This is a genomic window from Bremerella cremea (assembly GCF_039541315.1).
Lineage (GTDB): Bacteria > Planctomycetota > Planctomycetia > Pirellulales > Pirellulaceae > Bremerella > Bremerella cremea.
Window position 1 is genome coordinate 1,501,109 of the sequence record NZ_BAABFZ010000003.1, and the last position, 21,040, is coordinate 1,522,148.

Sequence of the window (21,040 nt, forward strand, 5' to 3'; positions counted from 1 at the left end):
AATTGCTTTGCGAGATCACTTAGCCGGTCTGTTCAACGACGCGATTCAGTCCCAGCTTCTGAAGTGGCTCAGCCCATGACTTGCGTGTGAACAGTTGCCAACTATCAGGCATGTCCGCCACTTCGGTCAAAATCGCTTCGACAGGCTGACCGAGCAATTGATCGACCGTTTCCTGATCGCGTTGGCTCAGGAAAGTCGTCAGCAAATTGGGAGAGAAGACCGCGAAGAATTGCGGTCCCGGCGCGGCACTCGGCTGGTCACCACGGGAAGGTCCGAACAGGCCAGCGCGGAAATGATCGACGATCTGCTGCGGATCGCCAGAGGTGAACAAAAGGCTGATCGCATCGAGGCCCCACATCTCGTCGACGATCTCGCGAAACGGCTCGAGGTCTTCCGGGCAGTAAAGCATCGGCCCGCCAAGTGCCGCGAACTTCTCGTCGAGGTCCCCACGTAGCGGCACGCCTCCCAGTCCTTCGGGAATTGGCTTTTCAGCACGCAGAAAATGAATCGACAACACAGGACGAGCCACGCGCGACAGCTCGCGAATCATGGCGAATGGCGAGAAAGGAACCGCCGGCGTTCCTTCGAGAATACTTTGATAAATCGGATAGCCAGAGACCGTGGTCTCTTCGCGAAAACAAAGTCCGCGAACCGATTCCATCGCCGCAGGGGCCGACGCATCGGTCGCTTTACCCGGCATGTCGGCATCAGGCAGATCGGCCGAAGCATAATCAGGGTTTCGCCAGTTGCCGCCGTCTGCGGCTTGGGGCTCGTGAAAGCGTGGCGGCGGTTCGATGTTCGAGGGAATCGAGACATCAGGATTGAGGCCAGGGACTTCTCGGGCGACCGGATCGTCGTTCGAGAAGCCGACCAGGTTCGGATTGAAGTTGCCAGGTCTAGCCGGCGGTGCAAAGCCGGGACTTTCGGTGCCACTTTCCCGCAGCTTCCCCAGCACTGGGTCGTCGTCCGCTTCGTCATCGAAATCAAGCGACGGTCCCTGGTGCGGACCGAATTCGTCGTCGCCGAAATCGAGGTTGGGATTGGCACCAGACGACAGACCTAGTTGGGCCTCCCATGGCGGCGACTTTGGTTCTTCGATCGGCCCGAACTTACCTTCGCCGGGCGGCTGCTTGAATGGAGGATTCTGAGGCGGAAGGTTCATGAAGTTCGGGATGTCGTCCCGTTCTTCGATATTCGGAAGTCCTGTCGGTGGCGTCCCTGGCGGACCAATCGGGGTGCCGGGTGGAACGGGCCGAGGCGGCGGCGGAAAGTTGCCAGCCGGTGGCATGCCAGGCGAAACGGGCGATGGTGGCGTTGGGCTGAAAGGAGGAAAGTTGCCTGGCGATGGACTTCCGCCAGGAGGTCCCATAGGCGAACCAGGTCCCCCCTTGGCAAACTTAAAGATCGGAGCGTCGTCGCCACCTCGCTTGCGATTCTCGGGCGGCACGAATGGTCCCGTAGGGGGCGTCCCCGGTGGAAGCAAGCCGGGCGTTACCTGACCTGGCACGGGTTGCCCCGGCACAATCGGCGGCGGAGGCGATTGCGACCAAGGAGGGCTCTTTGCCGTCGGGTTACTCAAATCATTCGGATGGACGTCGCTTCGCACGGTGGGAAAGTTCGGTGGCGAAGCGGGATCGGTGCCCGAGTCTCCCAGTGAGGAACCAGCGATCGGCAGACCGGCCGCGTCGTCTTTCGGCAGACCAGACGATGCCGCAGGATTAACGCCCGGCGAGCCACTGCTGGAGAAACGAGGATCGCTCCCTTCGATGGCCTGACTGCCATACTCCGAAGACAACAGCGATTGATTCTGAACTGGTTCGATCAGCCCCAGATTAGTTGATTCGTAAGGGCTCTTGGCGCCGCCAGAGATACGGACGAGAAACTCGGTGCGGCCTGCATAGATCTTCTGGCCGTCATGCAGGACGAGGCTTTCTTTGACGAACTCGTGATCGACACGCGTTCCGTTGCGGCTATCGAGATCGCGTAGCCAGCAATACTTACCGTCGTTGCGTACCTCGAAGTGTTGGCCAGACATCATGACATCGTCCGCGAACGCCTCGTCGGCGTAATTTGTGCGTCCGATTTTGCATGTCTGATCTTGCGGCACTTTAACTTGGCGCCCAAGTTGAGCACCAACGACCACCTCGAGGACAACCAACATGATGTTGAATCTGCACCTAATTTTAGGGGGAACGATTGCAGGAATTCGATTAGATCAGTATCGATCTGACCCGTCAAACAAATACGACGTAAGACCAACCCTGGATGAAGTTTAAAACACGCCCTACCGTAAGTGTCGGTGATTGCGCCAGATAGTTGCGGCATAATCGACAGATTCGGCAACATCGTGCAGGTTTCCCCAACTGTCTCCATGACTGCAACCGACAAGATTCTCTGGTAAAACTGGTAGATTCCGTCGACTTTTCCGACTTTGGAGACGACACATTTCCCGTTTGTGGGAAGAATAAGACCTTATTGCTCCCTGGGCAGCGAACCCGGGATCCACTCGTCCTATCCTCTTTGCCTTCTTCGTGAAAGAGCTCATGAGCACCGCGGATAATATGCCTTCCTTGGCTGATGAAGAGTACAGCTACGACGTCGTTCCGTATCCAAGCCATCCCTTCCGCCAGTCTCACCCAGAACGAATGGCCACGGTGGGGCACCTGTTCGGTTTGAGCCCTGCTCCGGTCGGCAAGTGCCGCGTCCTGGAGATTGGTTGCGCTGCCGGCGGCAACTTGATTCCGATGGCCGAAGCCCTGCCCGAGAGCGAATTTGTCGGGGTCGATCTGTCGAAGAAACAGATCGAGCAAGGGGAAGAGAACATCAGCTACCTCGGGCTGTCGAACATCCAACTGCTGCACATGAATTGTGCCGACATCGACGAGTCGATGGGCGAATTCGACTACATCATTTGCCACGGTGTGTTCTCGTGGGTCAGCGAAGAGATCCAGAACCGCATCCTGGAAGTCTGCCAGAACAGCCTGACCGAAGATGGCATCGCCTACATCAGTTACAACACCTTCCCCGGCTGGCACATGCGCGGCATGATCCGCGACATGATGAGCTTCCATGTCCGGAACGTCAGCGAAGTGCCTCGTCGCATTCAACAGGCTCGGGCCTTGCTCGAATTTCTCGCCAAGAGCGTTTCGGCCGACCGGGGCGCCTATGGCATGCTGCTCAACAGCGAACTGCAACTGCTGCGTCGCCAGTCGGACAATTACCTCTTTCACGAACATCTCGAGAAAGACAACACGCCGCTCTATTTCCACGACTTCGTCGAGCGAGCCCAAGAGCACGAACTGCAGTATCTGGGCGAATCGCAGTTGGCGACCATGTGGACCGGCAACTTCCCGAAAGAGGTTGCCGAAACCCTGGAACGGATCGCTCCAGAGATCATCCAGCGCGAACAGTACTCCGACTTCGTCCGCAATCGCACCTTCCGTCAGACGCTGCTTTGCCGCAAGAACGCGAAGCTATCGCGAGCCTTGAAGCTCGAATCGCTGGACGGTGCCTATGTCGCAGGTAACCTCGACGAGCAGATCGACCGTAGCAAAACCACCAAGCCAGGCGATCCACGTACATTCGTCAATCCGCTAACACGTCAGACGGTCAGCACCCAAGACCCGCTGGTGATTCATACGGTCGAAACGCTTAAGGAATGCTACCCGGCCGCGATATCGTTCGACGACTTGTTTCAGTCGGCGATCGATAAGATGGTCGATGGCGTGATTGCCGATGCCACCAAGATCGAGGCTCTCAAGCGATCTTTGGCGACGAACCTCATTCATATGACGGTCAGTGGCATCATTGAACTGCAATACAATCCTTCGCGATTCACCGTCGAGGTACCGGAATATCCAAAGACCTCGGGGGTCGCCCGGATGCAGGCTGCCAATACGACTCGTTTGACCAATGGTCGCCACGAAACGGTTCAGGTCGACGACCTGGCACGCCATATGGTTCCCTTGATCGACGGAACCCGCGACCAGGCCCAACTGGGCGAAGAGCTAAAACGTCTGGTCGATGAAGGAAAACTGGTCATCCAGACCAAGGGAGACAAAACGGCCAATCTACCCCGTGACATCGTGGTGAAAAAGGCCATCGAGGAAGTCTTGCAGCGACTTGGCAAGGCCGCGATGCTCGTTCAATCGTAAGGGTACGAACGACTTCTCAGGAAATCTCCAGCAGAAAGCGGGTTGGTGTCGATAAGACGCTGACCCGCTTTTTTCGTTTCCGGACCGAATCAGCACTCATCTGGGCATTTCGACCGGTGGCTGTGGCTTGAATCCCGAAGTGTGTGTGATTTAATGACCGGATGGGTTCGGATGGGACCGTTTCTTTCGGATGAGGAGCGGACCGTTGTTTTGTTACCCAACATCGACGCCTGATCACGAGAGACACGATGGCCAAGCTTACTCCCGGCATGAAGCAGGATTGGAAGCATCGCCCCGGCAACGATGGGCGTCCGATGAAGCGGACGATTCGCTTGATCTTCGTGGCGACGTTGTTCCTCATTCTGTTGGGAACGCTGATCTGGTTTCTCCTTCCCCCTCGGCAACAACACACCTTCTTCTTTGCGGCGAAGTCGATCGAATACGATTTATGGGCTACCGTTCCGCTCGTCCATACATCGGTCGCCGATACGATCGCCGAAAAGGGTAACCACGATCCACGCTCGTTTCATCTGACAACTCTCTCGCTGGAAGAGAACTTTCCATCGATCGACTTGCTGGCCAGCGAAGCCTCGGATGGCAAGACGCCAGGGCGTCACGACGCGTGTGTCTTCTACATTCAGGCCCATACCCTGCGATACGATCAGGAGGGGGTCGCCCATGTCGTGGTCGCCACGCCAACCTTCCTTCGTAACTCGCTCGCCAACTGGCAGCAAAGTGGCGTCCTGGATTTGAATGTCGTACTCGACTGGATCGAGACGGCGAACTGTCCGATGAAGCTGGTCCTGCTCGATGCCGGCACGATTGTCACCGACGGGCGGATCGACCTTTACGAGAACAACTTCACCGCGGCACTCGAAACCGAGATGCAGGCCCGCGACGACGACAGCTTGTTCATCATCACTTCGCACGAGAACGGGCAGAAGTCGCTGTCGTTGTCGCTGCAGCGGAACTCGATCTTCTCGCAAGCGGTTCAGGAAGCGTTCATCGGCAAAGATCTGATCGACATATCGAGTGACGACGTGCTGACGCTTGACGAGTTGTACCATCACATCTGCGTTCGTGTGAAAGACCATCTTGGCGAAGGAGTGATTGTCCAGACGCCTCGGCTGTTCCAGGGTGGCCAAGGAATTCTGACCGATGGGTTTCCAGCGATCTTCATTTGTCGCTATTTCCGAAAGACCCCTTCGCCCGAAGACGAGGCCAAGGATGCCCTGGAAAAGAAAGAGCCGGTCCCCCCTGCCCCACCCAAAGCAGCGCCCGCGGATACCAAGCCTGACGCCGCATCCGATGGCAAACCAGACGACAAGAAGACCACGGATGAAGATCCACGCTGGGTCACCTTGCATGAAGTGTGGCAGCTTCGCGATCAACTGGCTCAGCCACCGGCCGAACGTGGCGGCATGGTCTGGAGTCCGATCGACTTCGCTCCGCAGTACTTTCGTCGACTCGATAGCTACCTGATCGGCTACCAGTTCCGTTTGCTGTTTGCCACCGGCAGCGTGCCGGAAGACAAGCTGACCAAGATGAAAGCTTCGCTGGAAACTCTGCTGGCCAACATGAAGAACGGCCAGGCCATTCAATCGATTCCCCCTTTAAGTGATACGCCAGCCGACAATCTGATCGAAGCGTGGAACCAGTTTGTCGGTTCCCCTTACGAGCAAGCATGGAGCGCCGAACTAACCACGGCAGGCACAACCTCACGCGATGCGCTCCTCGGGTGGAACTATTGCGTTTACCAGGTACCGGAGATCACACGTTGGTATGAATACACCGGAAGCAACTCGACCGTTTCCAATTACGAATCGCTGCTGAAGGATATCGAAGAGATCACGATCGGCATGTTGGAAGTCCCCTCCAGCGACGAGTCTGGCGAACCGCTTAATAACTTTCCGTATGTGGGCGTCGTGGATCGTGCCCTTGCCAATATTAATTCGCTGCGTCGACTGACCAATGTCGAGATGACGATCTCACCACTCGATCCGCAGACGAAGAATCAAAACTTCCAAATGGCGGAAGCGATTCGCCTGATCGGTTATCTGAAGACATCGCTGCCGTCGGCCGCCGATCGATTTCAGATGTCTCAATCGCTCCGTTCTTTCTCGCAGCAACCGGTTCCGCCTTACTCGTACATCGATAGTTCGACTCCATTCCTGATGCAACTTTCTCAGGGCGAACTCCCACGGGCCTCGGCAGCCAACATGGAACGCTTGCGATCAACTTACCTTCAAATCGCAGCCGCCGGCGAGCCTCCTGCGACCAATGGCAACGAGGCCTTCGTCACGCTCGGCAACACCGTCCCGGCTAATCTTCCGACCAATGCCGACTACCGTGATCAGGTTCGCTACCAGGTCCGTGTCCGGACGATCGATTGGCGCAACATGGCCCAGATCGTCGGCGAAGTTCCACCTCTCCCGTTTCGCTTTCCGGTTCAGGAAAAGATCCCTCGCCTGACAATTCAACCTGGCGCCGAGAACCAACCGGTCACCTTGTATGAAATCGGCAAGCCGGTCGAAATTGCTTTCGATCTGACCGCCACCAACTTCCCGCCGGGTCAGGTCACCTTCGAGGTTGCTTACGATCACGATGCGCTGGAAGTCTCGTTCGACAACGGTAGTTTCGATCCGGTGAAGGGAACACTGAACTACACAATCGATGCCAGCGGTCCGCTCATCATCAAGGGAACGGTCACGGCGTTACTCGATCGCGAAGCGAACGCGGTACGGCGCAAGATCCCTGATATTCGCACCGCCCAGCGCGAGGTTGTTTCGCTTTCGATTCCGACGCAATACATTCCCCCAGGTGCCGAAAGAAGTCGCGTCGGCAAGCTCGATGTCACGCTGCCTTGGGCCGAAGTTGTTGAGTTGATCGTGCAGCAAACCGGTGCCGATCAGTCTGGCATCTTCTATGGCAACCGCGTGCAGATCCCCGTCTTCGATAACCGCCCGTCCGAATATCGCCTGGGCGTGATGAACCGCTCGCGTGTACCACGCAGCCTGAATGTGTCGCTCTATCCGGTCGTGCGGCCAGCTGGCAGCATCATGCCAACGGGGCGAATATTCTCTTCGCAGTATCATCGCAAGTCAGCGACAGGCGGCGCCAACAGCCAGGAAGCGGAGCTCGCCCCGTGGCGGGTTGCCAGCTTCGAGCGTCCCTTGGTGAACCTTGGCAAAGACTTCTTACCGACCGGCATTGCCACCGGAATTCAGGCCCCGCCGGTTGATCAGATTCCTCCTCCTGCAACACGCCTGCGAGGCCGGATCATCAACGAAGCGATCGACGAGAACCAATGCCAATGGCTCCGTTTCACCGGACCACCTGGTCCCCCGGGTCCCGACGGCAAACCAGGTTCGCCCGGCAAGGTGCTACCCACCAGCCTGACCAATGGCTTGTTGGTGGTGATCGAAGACACAGAGCACAAAGACGCCGATGGCAACCCAGTGCGCTGGATGCGTTGGGTCGAATGGGTCCCCCGCAATCCGAGCGAATACCTCGACTTCCAACCGGCCGTTTATCCCGCCGATAAGCTCTCGCGGCTCGAGATGATGGTGCAGCCGATCACCGGTAGTCGTGCCATGCCGAGGGCGACCTGGGATGAACAACCTTTGGTTGGGTTCTGCACTTTGCCGCATAACCTCGCCAAGATACCGATTCGCGTCGAGTGGGACTGGAAGTTCGATAACGTCTTTGAAGATTCCGAACTGATACGCCGCCAGTCGTATGGCATGCTGAATTCACCAGACAGCACGGCGACGCTCGGAGCCGTTTTGAATCTCGATAGCTCCAAGCCTCCGTTGCGTCCGCTGCTGATCGATATCGCGTCTTCAGAAAAGCAGCCCACTTTGCGACGTGCGTTTCGCAAGGTGATGCATCTGAACACCGGCAAGATCGACGCCGACGCTTCGGCCGGATTTCAGGCATTACGCTTGGATGCGTATGTGCCTCATGTTGAAGACGAGCAAAAGCCTCCCCTGCCAGTCGAGGTGATGGCGTCGGATTGGCCCGCGAATCGGCTTCCGATTATCTTGCCCAGCAACAGCAAGACGGTCGACTGGTTGATGGCTATTTCGACCGACACCAACAGCTTCAACGGTGCCAGCGAGATTAACCCTGACATGATCCAACTCGGTTTGCTGGAAACAGGCAATGGCTTTCAATCGGCTCGCTTGAACTTCACCGAGACGCTGTATTCGAATCGCTCGTTCGCCGCCGAGTTAACCGCCGCCCAGGCCGAAGGTCCGCTGGTGATCACGTCGTCGTTGCAAGACATCGTCGCCAACGGACTGTCCGCGGCGACTTACGAAACGTTTATTGGGGACTTTGTTGTCGAGATCTATAACGGATCGAAGATGGTCGAAAGCCTCCGTGTACCGGTGGTGATCGATAAAGATCCGCCGACAATCAACATCGCCCCTTCTCCTTTGACGATCGCTGCCAACGATGGCCTGAAGGTCACCATCCCAACGGAAGATAAGGCTTCCGGCATCAAGTATCTGGAATATGGCGAGCCTGGCCCTGGCAAAACGATCGCCGACAAGCCTTCCATCCTGGAACCGCTAGTGGGCAACATCGTTCCAAACCAGAGCGATATCTTCCTGCGTGTGCCTCAGTTCATCCTCAACATCCGACCGGCGGATTTAAAGTGGGAAGAAGGGACGACCCACAAATTGCGAATACGAGCCGTGAATCGCGCCGATTTGAAGTCGGATCCGCTCGATCTGGTCATCCGTGTAGGTCCCAAGCTGGCCGATCCGACCGATGGCAACCCGCAGCCACTGATGGTCATTCGAACCCAAGTGGTTTTCGTGAATGGCAGAGCGACCAAAGATCCGCAGTACAAACCAAGTATCAAGGAACTGCCGCTCCAGCCCACACTGGCTCCAGATGGGCTTACCTGGGTGTTTGAGAGCACACAGCTCAAGCCGGGGACGAATTACACGCTACAGACCAGTGGCCGACAATCATCAGGCGGAATCAAGTCAACCGAAACGACCGCTCAGGCCTCGCCGGCGAACCAACGCTCACCCATCTACAAACTGCAATTCAACTAGCATGCTGGCTTGTTGACGACAGTGCTGCGATGTCACGCTAGCAACTTCCTAATTGCTGGAGACAACGCAGCTTCAAATTTTACGCAATCCGCAAAGCCAGCCAGGTAACTTGCGCCGACTTTTCGGATCACAGAAACCTAGCAGGCTAGGCCAATGGTTGCGCAAGCATCTTGAATACTGTTTTTGAGGGGCGTCGACTCCGATGGTACTGCATGTGGGGAGTCTCCTAGCGTGGACAATCGTTGCAGGATAGCCGACCCCGACATTTGGAATTCATCGGACTTGCCCCAAAACCAACAGGAACGCTCTCATGGTCAGGCCTTCACTGCCGTACGCCGCACTTGCGTGCGTAGCCATGTTCGTTAACGGATGTGCCATCCACTCCGCTCCGCCGACCGTGACGGTGTGGAACAAGCTCGGCATTCCTCAATCGTTCGATGCTGCGAACGCCAATTGGATCAACAAGCATGGCAACCATCCGAAGTGGGAAAAGAAGCCACCACTGAAGCGGATTGCTGACCCGCTCAATCTTCAGTCCCCCAACCCAGCCATCAAGGCCGCGGCCGAGATCAAAGCGGAAGAAGACCTTGCACCGCAGAAGATCAAGGCTTTGAAGTACCTGGCGACCATCGGTTGTGGGTGCTACGACAAGGAAGGCAAAGTCGAAGCCGCCATCCTGGCTGGCCTGAACGACTGCACCGAAGAAGTCCGCAAGACGGCCGTTCAAACCGTGGCAACTGCCGCGGGAAGCTGTGCGTGCAACGATGGGTGCAGCAGCACCTGCTGCACCGAGAAAATCCAGGAAAAGCTGCAAGACATGGCCTATGGCGAGACCGACGGGTGTTGGCACGAGCCGTCCGCTGAAGTCCGCTCGATGGCCGCTCAAGCCTTGGCCGCGTGCCCGCCGATCAGCGTGCTTCCGGCAACCCAGGACAGTCGCGAAACAGTTCCGACCCCGGCAATTCCCGGTCGTGAAACGGCTCCTGGAATGGGCGAACCACTGCCACCAATTCCACCACCTGCTCCGCTGCAGACTACAGCTCCGGCGAACCTGCAAGACGCCGCGATCGTGCCGATGCCGGAAGCTCCGGTCGAAAAAGCACCTCAGGCCAGCTTCTACGCCCCGGTCCATGTTGGCTTCGCTGAGAAGCAGGAAGCATTCAGCCAGTCGCAGGTCGCCACGGTCTCGGCTGAAATGGCCACCGAAAGCCCCGCCATGATGGTGATCCAGGACAACGAGCCGTTGAGCATTTCGGTTGCCTCGCAACCAGAAATCATCAGCACCAAGGTCGAGTTCGTCCAGCAGCAGCAGTCGGCTGCCGTCATGCACCTGCCCAAGGCAACCAGCATGAAGGTTGGTCAAACGTTGGCCATCCAGATCCATAGCCGCCGTGGTGAACATACCATCGACGGCAAAGTGCAAGTCGTGAATGTCGACGGCAGTTTGCTGTATGTCCGCCCGATCGACGGCCTGGCATTGAACGTGCTTCGACCTGGCAGTTCGATCTCGATTGCTCGCTAACCGATGAATCGAGACCCAAATGGTACCGCATCGTCCGCCACGTCATCTTGTTCCCGATGGCGTGGCGTTTGACGTTCTTGGAGAAAGCTTACGCCGTCGATGAATTTCCGCGAAACTTACTCTGAAGCGTCCCGTTAATCTGGTACTCTCGATGGAACGACCTGCGGCATGATCCCGAATCATCGCCAGTGATGTTCCGCGATCTCGTTTCTTCCTCGTCGACTCGAACCCGCAACCGTAGGAGCTAGGCAAGCATCATGGCTGATTGGCGTGAAGGAGCCGGCAAACCCAAGAAGCCGCAACGGAAACCAGCCAACGATCCTCAGCCCACGCCCGCGAAACCTCCGCGTGATCCTTCCGACTGGCGCGGCAAAAAACGTGGCGAGCCTGCTCCGACTGGCCAACGAGCTTCTGAAAAATCGTATCTCCGCGAGAACAAGTCGAACGGTCCGAAGAACATCGGTGTGCTCAACCTGCTGCTCTTCTCGCTGGCGATCCTGACCGGGTCGTTCATCGCGATCATCGGCTGCCAACCGACCAAAACGCCGATGCTCCATATGGCGACTCTGGAACATGACGATCCCTTGTGGGCACCGAATGCATTCGCCCTGGAAGACCTCAACAACTTCACGTTGTCGATGGAAGACCCTGGCAACAACATCGAACTGTACATCGGCCAGGGAATGGCGGCCGGTTCCGAACAGCAGAAGCCCTGGATCAATCTCGACGACGACGAGTTCACCTCAGCCATCAATCGCTATCTCGATCTGACGAAGGCCCCTGGCGGGCCGCGACCTGGCGGCTGGGTCTTCTATTTCAGTTGCCATGGCGTGACCAACTACGATGGCGTTCCGTACCTGGTGGCAAAGAACAGCCGGGCCCTTTCGCCCGAGAGAGGCAACGCCAACGCGAAACTAGTTCCGCTGACAACGGTCCTGCAGGCAATCTCCGATCATCCAACCATCAAGCGTTATCCCAAATCGTACAAGTTGCTGGTCTTCGACATGGGCCGCATGGAGTCGCAGTGGTCGGCCAACCGCTTGTACAACAACTTCCCATCTTCAGTCGGCAATCTGCTGAAGACGTTGCCACAAGACATTCAGCTTTCCAATACACACCTGCTGCTCTCGAGCAGCGACGGCCAGAAGTCGTGGGCGAATCCTCATGATGGTGGCACCAATTTTGGATTGCTGTTCGGCAAAGGGCTGCTTGGCGATGCCGACCAGATGCCGACCTCGGTTTCCGACGACAGCGTTTCACTCAGCGAACTGAATACCTACTTGCTGCAAAGTGTCGATAATTGGGCAATGCAGCATCGCAATTCGCGACAAACGCCGCAGTTATATTCGATTGGTCAATCTCCGCCGCCTGATCAGATCTTACTGAGCCGGGTCGGCGACGCGAAGTTCCAGATCAAGCCTAATAATGCCTCCAACTTCGATGGCAACAGTCCCGATCAGAAGCGTTTGGCCGACCTGTGGGACGCACTGCAACTGCTGGGTGAAAATGGTGCCCTGCAGATCGCTCCGGCCCGGTTCAGCCTGGTGCAGTATGAACTGCTGCGTGCCGAGAGCATGACCGAGTCAGGCATGTGGTACCAGGCCGAGCTGACGCAGATTTTGAAATCGGTTCATCAGGCGATGGATGATCTGGCGATGACTATCGCCCAGTACAATCCGGTTGCCGAGCAAGTGATCGTTGAGTCGACGTTGCCATTCTTCGAGGGAAGTGGCTTACAGCGAGAGCTGGGTAAAGGGAAGTCGTATGCCCTGGGAAGTCTTGCCTGCTGGCGATTGCTTCATCCGGAGCCGATCACCCATGTTCCGACGTTGGCCGAGTTGAAAACCAACGCTGACAAAATCGCGGAAGAGGCCAAAAAGCCAGACACCCCGGCCGACAAGCAAACCAAGCCGCTACACTGCGAAGACTACTACTCCGCCGCCGAGTTTCTGTTGGATGGCTTCACGAAGGCGAATCAGCGGGACATGACGCCTGAGAACATCGAGCTGATTCTCAACTACCTGCAAACGGCCCCCAATAGTCCGGTCCAGGAAGCAAACCAGGGAACCCATGTTGTCGAAGTTGAGCAACTTCTGATGCTGGCCAACTTCCAGCAGACGTTGGCAACCAACTTTGGCATCGATGCCGCTTCATACGACGCGACTCCTTACCGCAACGCGATGGTCGATGTTCTCCAGTGTCGCCGACGCCTCGAACGACTCGCATTTACGGCAGACCAACGAGTCTTCCCTTGGCTGGTGCCATCGCTCGACAACGCCGACTCAATCCGCCGCGAAGCCGAGGATTACCTTTATGCGTTGCAGCCGGACAAGACGTTAGAACTGCTGGGCCCATTAACTGGGGCCGCCAATGGCTTCCAGGACATCGCCAGCAAGAAGGAGCGTCTGACGCGAGCGTACCGGGCTGTCGATTCGGTTCGAATATCGGTTCCTTATCTCATTTCGTGGCTGACGCATCACCCTTACGGCGCGAGTGATCGCGAGTTGCGTTTGAATCAAGCCACGACCGCACTCGAGAGAAGTCACGACCTGGCCGCGGCGTTATCGCCTCGCAAGTTGGAAGGTGAAAGCCAACCGAACTACGGCAAGGCTCCCATTCCCGAGGAAGACTTGATCCGCGAGATCGAACAAAACTATGCCGAAGTCGTTCGTTTCTTGAATCGTGAATCGCAAGATATCCTCGACGCCCAAGGAGGCAAGAATCGCTCCGACTCCGAGACGCTACTCGAAATCCACGACCTGCTACGCGTTCGCTACGTCGCTCGCTTGACCCCTTCGATGGCGACGTACGATCGCAACTCGCTACGTGCTAAACAAATTGCCATCGCTGGCCAATCGCTCGGCAACGTCAATCTGAAACCGGTCGCGCAGTCTCCGTTGATCCTGGGTCTGTCTTCGTTTCCGAAAGGCCCCTGGCAGTTAGCCTTGAACCAGGTCGGCGGCGCTGGCGACTTTCAGATCGCACCGATCCAAGTCGAGAACGAACCAGCTGCAGCCGCACTGCTGAAAGCGACCGGCCCCACCGTTGAGTTTGCGTTGAATGTCGAAGAGCAAGCCCTCGCCAGTTCGTTGGCCCCCGCGCGGTCGATCGAGTCGTTTCCCAGCGCGACCAACGCGACGGCAGTGACCGCGTTCACCGGGGTTGTGGTCTCGGATCAGGCTCGCATCGCCGGCAATCGCACCACGCCCCCACAGATCGAGTATCGAATCCAACGCAAGGAGCACTTCGCCTGGTATGCCTTCCGTGCGATGGAAGATTTCTGGGGAAACGACTCACTGAATCCTTACTTCGATCGATCGGCGGAAGCCTACCTCGGTCCGTTCAGTCAGGAATCGGTGAACGCAACCAGCGAACTAGCCAGCACCGTCATCAGTCGCCTACGGCAACTGCGAAAAGATTACCCACGGTGGGTCGATCTCGGTAATCCACCAGAATCGATCAGCGATTCCAAGGACGACATCCATCACAAGCTGACCATTCATTTCCCGCAATCGATCCCGGCCGGTCTTTCGTCAATTGACTTGCTGGCGAATCAAGGCAAAGCGGTCGACACGTCCGACTCGGCTGGCGAATCGAGTGTCACCCACACCTTCCAGACCCAGCCCGCCGGCATCTTCCAGCCACAGCGTCCCTTCCTGCAAATCATTCCAACGAAGGCCGTGGCGCAGTCGACTGAAACGATCGAACGGATTCGTTTCCGTGGCAATGCTCGCCGGTTTCCGCTTGAGATCTCTGGCACCAAGCGGCCTGACAGCATTGTGCAGATTGTCGACGTGAATCCATTCCCGTTCCGGCAGCCGACTGTCTCAGTCGATGGCGAACTGAGCGGAACGGCCGACGTGATCTTCATCCTCGACTGTTCCGCTACGATGTCGAAGATCGTTCCAGGGACACCGCCTGCGTCGCGAATGAGCATCGCCAAGGGCGTGCTGCAAGATATTCTCGGAACGATGGCCAGTCCGAAGGGACAGTTCCGCGTGCTGACCTATGCGTTCGGTAGCCGCGTCGGCTGGGATGCTGACAATCAAGCGATTCAGCGTCCCGGTGTGAACGTTCCGGCCGGGATCGTACCGGCGAACGATGTGATGCCGCTGGTCAATGCGAACCTGGCTCCACTCTTGAATCATTCGCCACGTCAAAACGAACCAGGCGTCGATGTCGCTCGCATTCAGGATGCGATTGAGGAACTCGATGCCTTTGGCGAGACGCCACTTTACTATTCGATTTACCTGGCCCTGCAGAAGGTCGACCCCACGAAGCCAACGCAGATTATCGTAATCACCGATGGGGCGAACGATCAGGCCGATGATCCTACCAGCCGGCCGTTCCGCAAAAGCGCCATCAACCTGATCGACGAGTTCAACAAACCGAAGTATGCCAACACGCAGCTTCAGGTCGTCGGCTTTGCCTTGGGAGAACAGGCCCGTAACCTCCAAACGAATCCTTCGTCGCAGCCTCCTGCCAACACTTTGGCGGAGATTGCCTGGCTGGCAAAAGAGAAGGCTCGGGGTGGGTTCATTCCGGCCGACCAGCAGATCGAACTTCGCCGACGCATCGAAGAGCTGATCAACATCAAGGTCTACTTCTCGGTCCAGCGATCGGACGATCCAAGCCAACCGACTCCGCACGAGTTCGGTTCATTGTGGTACGCCAAAGACAGTTTCGAGAACCAGCGGCACGACTACACCGTGCGTGAACTACGAACCGACGACACCGCCAAAATCCAGCTTCGCGGTGGCGAGAAGGTACGGCTGACCTACGATGACGAAATCAACCAGATGGTCTTCCAGGATGATCAGGCCGAAGAAGCGGCCCGAGCGAAGATCTCAGTCGACGATGCCTTGGGCTTCAGCGGCGAGTATATCGCCAGCATCCTTAATTTTCAGGCCCCTGACCCCGATACGGGGACGCTCGAGATCCCGGTCCGCTTGGAGAACACGAACGATACGCAGTTTACCGTGCGACCGTTTCACATCTGGGCCGAGATCCAGCCGAGCGTTACGAACGCTTTCGCTCCGAACGAACTGTTCGAAACCCGCTACTTCAGCGATTTGCTGCTTCGCAACGAAACGCAGTTCCCTGAGTTCCTGCTGGAACTAAATCAATGGCAATCGGCCGCTAAATGGGCACGGATCAAGGTTTACACGCAAGTCGAGAAGCCGATCCAACCTGCCAAGACGGTCTCGCTGAAAGATCTGCTGGTGAACAACGTCACCAACACCGGGGCCGACTTTGCAGCGGGTAACTTCACGGTCGAGACATCCACCAGCTTGGATCAGTACAAATATCAGATCGTGGTGAGAGTTGAACCTGGTAGCCAAGGCATTCAACCACATCATGTGGGAATCGTTCCGGCACCTCCCCGAATCCAACGCACCTACGACATCGCCGGCGATGGCAGTCGTGAGATCCTGAGCATCACACATCGATTCATGTACGAAAGTAAGAACGACGTCGAAGCGAGCGACCATCCACGAGTTGAGATCTGGACACGTGATCAGCTTACAACGGGGGCTCCTTCGTTCTCGGTCGACGTACAGATTCCGAAGTGGTAGGAAGCCCTCCGACAGGGATCGTTAGCCTGCTTAAGATTGACGATCCTGGGTAGGCAACGCCTCTGCTTCCCTTTCAATCGCGACAATCGGACCAACTGATCGCAGTGGACTGGGGAGGCCGATCAACCATTGATCATCAAGGGACAGCGTTGTGATTTGCAACCTATGAATTCTCAACGCCTTAAGCTCGCCGAAGGGCAGCCGTTTGCATCCCGAAATGTTTTCCTCGTTTCTTCCGGGAAACGACGCAACGTTCTCGGGGAGGCGCCGTAAACCTAAATATCTTCAGGGGAAACGAGGCCGACCTGAGTCCTGCGACTAGCGGTTTCGTCAGCGACATAAACAATGCCGATTCGATCGTAACACTTACACTTCAAGATTGAGGGAGAAGAATGACAATGGCTGGTTTCCTGTTTATTGATGGTGTTCCCGGACAGAGTGGCGACGCCGAACACAAGAATTGGATCAACCTGCTTTCGGTCAGTGAAAGCATTTCCCGCATGGTTTCGCGTGGTGGATCGGGCTCGAGCCGCAACGTACAGAGCGCAATCTTCGACGACCTGGTCTGCGTCAAGGAACTGGACAAGTCGACGCCGAAGCTGATCGAATCGATGGCTGCCGGTACCGTTCATCCGGTTGTGAAGATCGACCTGGTGCAATCGCTCGGCGACAAGGGCAAGCGTCTCCCTTATCTGCAGTTCGAGATGAAGCAGGTCATCATCACCAGCTACAACTTCAACGCTGCTGTCGATGGCGACGGTACCGTCCCAACCGAATCGTTCTCGCTGAACTTTGAAGAAGCCAAGTGGACCTTCAATCAGTACGGCAAAGATGGCGCCAATCAGGGTAAGGTCGAAGCTACCTGGAAGGTCGAAGAGGGCGCTTCTTCTTAACGCTTCGCTGTCGAACAAACGCAGGGGAGCGGCGTACAGCTATCCCCTGCGTTTTTTTCGTTTCGGACGAACTGAGTCCCTTGGCGAAACTTGCCCGGCCGACACCCTAGCTTTCCGTCAGCCCACCTCTTTCGGACGCTCCGACTACCATGAACAAAGCTCAAGAGAATCGCGCGTTTGCCCTGGAAGATAGCCTGGGAGATGACTTCTACCTCTTGTCGTTCCAGGGTGAAGAGGGTCTGTCGAAGCTATCGAAGTACCGTTTGTCGCTCGTCTCGAGACGACAAGACCGGCAGCATAAGCCGGAAGAAGTCATCAATAAAGAAATCAAGCTGCGGCTGAATGTTGGTGACTCGAGCAAACGTTACATCAAAGGCTATATCAATCGCTTCTCGGCCGATTACCAGGCCGGCACCATGGTCGAGTTCCATGCCGAGATGGTGCCTTGGCTCTGGTTCGCCACGCAAACCAGCGACTGCCGGATCTTCGAGGACAAAACCATCCCCGAAATCATCGAGGCGGTCTTCAACAGCGATCCACTGAGCAGCATTGCCAAGTTCAAGTTGAAGCTGCAGAAGAACTACCCGAAGCTCGAATACTGCGTGCAATATCGCGAGACCGATTTCAACTTTGTTAGCCGCTTGATGGAAGAAGCAGGCATCTTCTACTTCTTCGATGGCTCCGGAGATGGTTCGAGCAGCGATACGCTGATCCTCGCCGACAACTCTCAGGCTTACTTCGACGCCACCGAGAAAGATGTCTATCACCGAACGACTTCCGCCGGCACGCATGGCACCCAGCCGGAAATCATCGAATGGAACCACCGCTGGGAGTTCGTGGCTGGCAAGTTCGTGAACACCGATCATACGTTCAAAGAGCCTTACGAAAACTTCGAGAAGAACTCGGAAACCAAGATTAGCAATCCGCTCAGTTCCGACTTCAAGAAGTACGAGTTGTACGACTATCCTGGGAACTTCGTCGACTCGAAGTCCTCCGGCCAGGCCAGCGAACATTCGACCTCGAACACCAAGGTACGCATCGGTTCGGAAGAGCATGGCTTCGATCGCATTCAAGCTTCAAGCGACTGCGTTTCGTTCGGACCAGGCGCCAAGTTCAAGCTGAACTCGAAACGGGTTCATGCCGATAGCGGGAAGACCTACGCGATCGTCGCAATGTCGCACTCCGGCACCAATCCGAACTACACCACCGGCGAAGCAGCGGGCGACAAGTACATCAACAATTTCACGTGTGTTCCGGAAGACACGGTCTTCAATCCACCGCAAACATCCAGCCGTCCAAGCGTGGCTGGCCTGCAAACGGCGACGGTCATAGGTCCGGCGGGCGAAGAAATCCACACCGATGAATATGCCCGGATCAAGTGCTTGTTCCACTGGGCTCGCCCGCAGAACAAGGATCGCAAGCAGCCCGATACAGAAACCTCGTGCTGGGTTCGCGTCGCCCAGGCATCGGCCGGTAAGAAATGGGGATTCCTCTCCATTCCGCGCGTCGGGCAAGAAGTGGTGGTCGACTTTCTGGATGGCAATCCCGATCGGCCGCTCGTGGTCGGTTCGGTCTATAACGAAATCCAGAAGCCTGCGTACAGCCTGCCGGACGACAAGGCGAAGACCTACTTCAAGACCAATAGCACTCCCGGCGGCAATGGTTTCAACGAACTGTTCTTCGACGATAAAGCAGACAAGGAACGCATCTTTCTGCATGCCCAAAAAGACCTGGACGTCCGTGTGAAGAACGACTCGCGAAATCTGACCTTGGGCAATCGCTCGCAAATCATCGGCCAAGAGAAAGATGGCGAAAAAACCGGTTGGCAGCGTGAGAAGGTCTTTCAAGACAAAGAGATCAACATCAAGCGTCACCAGATCGAACACATCGAGGGGAACCATCAACTGATGGTGGGCAACGGCGACGAGTCCTCAGGCGGCAACGTCGCCCTGGTCGTCGAGAAGAGCGTTGGCGTTCAGATCGGCGACCAAGGTCTGGAAGTCACCAACGATGGCAGTGCCAAGACCTGGGTGAAGGGCTCGCAGGACATCACCGTCGATGGCGACTGGCGTCAGCAATCGAGCACGCTGCACATCAAGGCCGAGTCGGATTGGAACTCGAAGGCAGGTGCGAACATCAACACCGAAGCTGGCCAGAACATCGAAGCCAAGGCCGGCATGAACTACAACCAGGCCTCAGGGATGGAGATGAACCTGAAGGCGGGCATGACGCTCAACATCGAAGCGGGTGCCAGCCTCTCGCTGAAAGTGGGCGGCAATTTCATCAACATCAACGCCGGTGGTGTCTTCATTCAGGGAACACTGGTGAACATCAACAGTGGTGGAGCGGCGACGTCCGCGGTCGAAGCGAGCCCGAGCTCTCCTTCGTCCCCAGAGAAGCCTGAGAACGAAGTCACCCAGGCAGCACCGCAAGATCCAGACGAAGCCCATAACGAAGAGACCGGCTTCAAGTCGGCTCCGGAATAAGATCGAAGCCAACCATCACCAAACTTGCCTGATCGCGTTAGCCCACCAGTTCTGGCGGGCATGGCAGTCCGAGGGTTCGCCAGGTGCGAATCTCGGAGTCGTTCTTGAAGATCACCCAGCGAGCACCTCGTTCAATTTCGAGCAGCACGGCGGAGATGCCGTCGAGTTGCCCGGTGCTGATGAACTGTCCATCGGAATAGAGATGGTTCAGCAACTGGGTCGGGCTCGCCAGCTCATTCGAGAGACGATAGGCGAGGCTCATGAACTCCAGCTTGTTCAGCCGGCTGCCCATGCAGATCATTGCATCTTGCCCCCAGGTCTGTTGCAGAATCGAGTGGAACGACTCGACATCTCTTTTCGGAATTAAGAGCTGCGTACTGGACAGTTGGACGGCCCCCAGTGCCATCGCTTCATTGTAAAACGAAGGCTGCTGCTGCGGTTGTAGGCGTCCGAAGTTGACCACGGCGTACAAAAATCGGCTTTGGCCGATGAAATCGGCGACGTCGGTCGGTGGTTTGACTTCGTTGCGTGGACAGAAGTAAGTCATGCCGGACGGAGCCATCCGGGTCTCGTAGCGAATCTGGAGCCCGCGAGAGAGCTCGGCCGCCGAAATAGGCCGGTGCGTCATCGAATCGCTGGCAGAGGCCGCGGCGGGCGGCTCTGGGCTCGAGGCAGCCATGTCCGTGTCCTCTTCGCTACCTTCTTCGGCAGCACGGCGCCCTGGGAAGTCGCTTCCCAGGCCAGCATGGCGGCGGAGGTCTTTGAACGAGTGGCTGCTCAGTCGTGGATAGCTCGGTACGCCAGTCGGCTCGGCCGTGGGCTTGCTGCTGCCCCCGACGAACGGGTTGTTTTCAGGTGAGATCGACTCGGTCCGGTCGTAATCGACGACGGCGGAAAACGAGCCCCGGGAAGCGGTTTCTGGCATCGGTACGGAAGTTTGCGGCGGAACGTCGCCGCTTTGGCTCCCGGTTTGATCGCTTACCACCACGATTTGAAATTGCGTCTTGCCAGCGACGATCACGTCGCCATCGTGCAGTTGCATCGCCGCGCCGACCTTCGCTCCATTGACGAAGGTCCCGTTACGACTTTGCAGGTCCTTGAGCATGATTCGATCTTCTTCCAGCGAGATCGAGAAATGCAGACCGGAAAGATGAGGATCTTCGGGCACGGTCAGCTCGGACCGGGTGGTGCGCCCTACGCGCACAACTTTACTGGCGTCGAGCCATACTCGACGGCTCCCGAAGTTAACGGAGTAGATTTGAAGCGCGTACCGCAAAAGAAAGGCTCCTGGAAGACGAGAAAGCCATGAAGTGGCGGTTCTTCAATCCACGGTAAAGTAA

Annotated in this window: 8 protein-coding genes; 6 read left to right on the top strand and 2 right to left on the bottom strand. The window is 56.8% G+C overall.

Annotated elements, in window-relative coordinates; all coding sequences use genetic code 11:
- Positions 1 to 19: 19 nt before the first annotated feature.
- Positions 20 to 2,161 (bottom strand): FHA domain-containing protein, encoded by a 2,142-nt coding sequence (locus ABD890_RS08415; RefSeq protein WP_345087804.1) that lies wholly within the window; start codon positions 2,159 to 2,161, stop codon positions 20 to 22.
- Between the two features lie 382 nt (positions 2,162 to 2,543).
- On the opposite strand from ABD890_RS08415, the gene ABD890_RS08420 reads away from it, so the two are divergent.
- From ABD890_RS08420 to ABD890_RS08445, 6 genes are all read left to right on the top strand, one after another.
- Complete coding sequence (locus tag ABD890_RS08420) at positions 2,544 to 4,154, top strand: methyltransferase regulatory domain-containing protein (RefSeq protein WP_345087806.1); 1,611 nt, start codon at positions 2,544 to 2,546, stop codon at positions 4,152 to 4,154.
- A gap of 248 nt (positions 4,155 to 4,402) precedes the next feature.
- Positions 4,403 to 9,223: a hypothetical protein gene (locus ABD890_RS08425; RefSeq protein WP_345087808.1), complete on the top strand. Its 4,821-nt coding sequence runs from the start codon at positions 4,403 to 4,405 to the stop codon at positions 9,221 to 9,223.
- A gap of 310 nt (positions 9,224 to 9,533) precedes the next feature.
- The gene (locus ABD890_RS08430) at positions 9,534 to 10,745 is read left to right on the top strand and encodes a hypothetical protein (RefSeq protein ID WP_345087810.1); all 1,212 of its coding nucleotides are present in this window, start codon (positions 9,534 to 9,536) and stop codon (positions 10,743 to 10,745) included.
- A gap of 257 nt (positions 10,746 to 11,002) precedes the next feature.
- Complete coding sequence (locus ABD890_RS08435) at positions 11,003 to 16,321, top strand: VWA domain-containing protein (RefSeq protein ID WP_345087812.1); 5,319 nt, start codon at positions 11,003 to 11,005, stop codon at positions 16,319 to 16,321.
- Positions 16,322 to 16,713: 392 nt separating this feature from the next.
- A complete protein-coding gene (locus ABD890_RS08440; RefSeq protein ID WP_345087814.1) occupies positions 16,714 to 17,214 on the top strand; it encodes an Hcp family type VI secretion system effector in 501 nt (166 codons plus the stop codon).
- Positions 17,215 to 17,363: 149 nt separating this feature from the next.
- Positions 17,364 to 19,700: a type VI secretion system Vgr family protein gene (locus ABD890_RS08445; protein ID WP_345087816.1), complete on the top strand. Its 2,337-nt coding sequence runs from the start codon at positions 17,364 to 17,366 to the stop codon at positions 19,698 to 19,700.
- A 37-nt stretch (positions 19,701 to 19,737) separates the two neighbouring features.
- On the opposite strand, the gene ABD890_RS08450 is transcribed toward ABD890_RS08445, so the two are convergent.
- On the bottom strand, positions 19,738 to 20,904 hold the full coding sequence (locus ABD890_RS08450) for an FHA domain-containing protein (protein WP_345090868.1): 1,167 nt from the start codon (positions 20,902 to 20,904) through the stop codon (positions 19,738 to 19,740).
- Positions 20,905 to 21,040: the final 136 nt, after the last annotated feature.

Coding starts and splice junctions, on each gene's coding strand:
- ABD890_RS08435 (WP_345087812.1), top strand. CDS start 11,003: ATGGCTGATTGGCGTGAAGGAGCCGGCAAACCCAAGAAGCCGCAACGG.
- ABD890_RS08415 (WP_345087804.1), bottom strand. CDS start 2,161: ATGTTGGTTGTCCTCGAGGTGGTCGTTGGTGCTCAACTTGGGCGCCAA.
- ABD890_RS08440 (WP_345087814.1), top strand. CDS start 16,714: ATGACAATGGCTGGTTTCCTGTTTATTGATGGTGTTCCCGGACAGAGT.
- ABD890_RS08425 (WP_345087808.1), top strand. CDS start 4,403: ATGGCCAAGCTTACTCCCGGCATGAAGCAGGATTGGAAGCATCGCCCC.
- ABD890_RS08430 (WP_345087810.1), top strand. CDS start 9,534: ATGGTCAGGCCTTCACTGCCGTACGCCGCACTTGCGTGCGTAGCCATG.
- ABD890_RS08445 (WP_345087816.1), top strand. CDS start 17,364: ATGAACAAAGCTCAAGAGAATCGCGCGTTTGCCCTGGAAGATAGCCTG.
- ABD890_RS08420 (WP_345087806.1), top strand. CDS start 2,544: ATGAGCACCGCGGATAATATGCCTTCCTTGGCTGATGAAGAGTACAGC.